This is a genomic window from Christiangramia aquimixticola (assembly GCF_048285835.1).
GTDB lineage: Bacteria > Bacteroidota > Bacteroidia > Flavobacteriales > Flavobacteriaceae > Christiangramia > Christiangramia aquimixticola.
Genome location: NZ_JBLVTL010000370.1, coordinates 1 through 276, shown reverse-complemented (window position 1 = coordinate 276; position 276 = coordinate 1). Strand labels below are relative to the sequence as shown.

At 48.6% G+C, this 276-nt stretch carries 1 protein-coding gene; it reads right to left on the bottom strand.

Annotated elements, in window-relative coordinates:
• The coding region (locus tag ACNKXV_RS14860; RefSeq protein WP_417908468.1) for an enoyl-CoA hydratase-related protein at positions 1–276 on the bottom strand (276 nt) is incomplete at both ends.

The following is a 276-nucleotide window of genomic DNA, read 5'->3' as shown; positions in this document are numbered from 1 at the left end:
CTCATAGAAAAGGCGGAATTTTCACGAATCAGTTTGGCCGCAAATTCATGCGCTACCCAATGATCGAGTGAATCTCCACTCATGTGCCCGGTAATCAGGCCAAACTCATCGGCTTTTTTGGCAGAAATCATTTCGCCCGAAATCAGGAGTTCCCCGGCCCGATAATGCCCGATTTGCTCTGCAAGAAAGACCGAGACCAAAGCCGGTACAAATCCGATTTTCGCTTCGGTATATCCAAAAAGCGCATCCGAATCCGCAAACGCAAAATCGCAGACA